General features: G+C 73.7%; 1 protein-coding gene. It reads right to left on the bottom strand.

What is annotated here, in order from left to right; translation table 11 throughout:
- On the bottom strand, positions 1-598 hold a 598-nt coding region (locus CCN56_RS41040; protein ID WP_256962454.1), incomplete at its 3' end, for an MFS transporter.
- Between the last annotated feature and the right edge of the window lie 15 nt (positions 599-613).

Genomic DNA, 613 nt, shown 5'->3' with positions numbered 1-613 from the left:
GCCGGGTTCGTGGCCGCGATGACGGGGGAGTGGCCGTCGGCGTGCTGGAGGCGCAGCGGAGGGTGAGGGCTGCCATCACGAGGTAGGACAGCGCGTCGCCCACGAGCAGGAGTTGGAAGGCGGTGGTGGAGCCGACGGCGAGCGCGGCGGCTGCGCCGAGGCCGCCGAGGGTCCAGCCGAGGTTGGAGGCGGTGCGGTTGATGGCCTGGTAGCGGACGCGGTCGGGGCCGGCGACGCGGGCCGCGTAGAGCTTGGTGAGGACGTTGGTGGCGCGGTCGGGGAGGGCACCGGCGGCGGAGAAGAGGACGAGCAGCAGGTAGTCGTCGGTGGTGAGGAGGGCGAGGAGGGCGGCGGCGCGGAGGAGTTGGGCGCAGATGATGACGCGGACGAGGGGGAAGCGGTCGGCGAGGCGGCCACCGAGGGGGGCGCCGGCGATGCCCGCGGCGCCGGAGAGGGCGATGAGGAGGCCGACCTGGCCGAGGCCGAGGCCCGTGACGTAGGTGAAGTAGAGGGCCATGGCCGTGGACCAGAGTCCGGTGCCGCACTTGTCGATGAAGGTGACGAGGAGCATGCGGCGGCCGTCGGTGCCGCCGGGGATGCGGTCCTTGAGGGG

The sequence above is a fragment of the Streptomyces sp. NRRL B-24572 genome, assembly GCF_002156145.1.
Taxonomy (GTDB): domain Bacteria; phylum Actinomycetota; class Actinomycetes; order Streptomycetales; family Streptomycetaceae; genus Streptomyces; species Streptomyces vietnamensis.
This window is presented reverse-complemented; position numbering and strand designations above follow the sequence as displayed.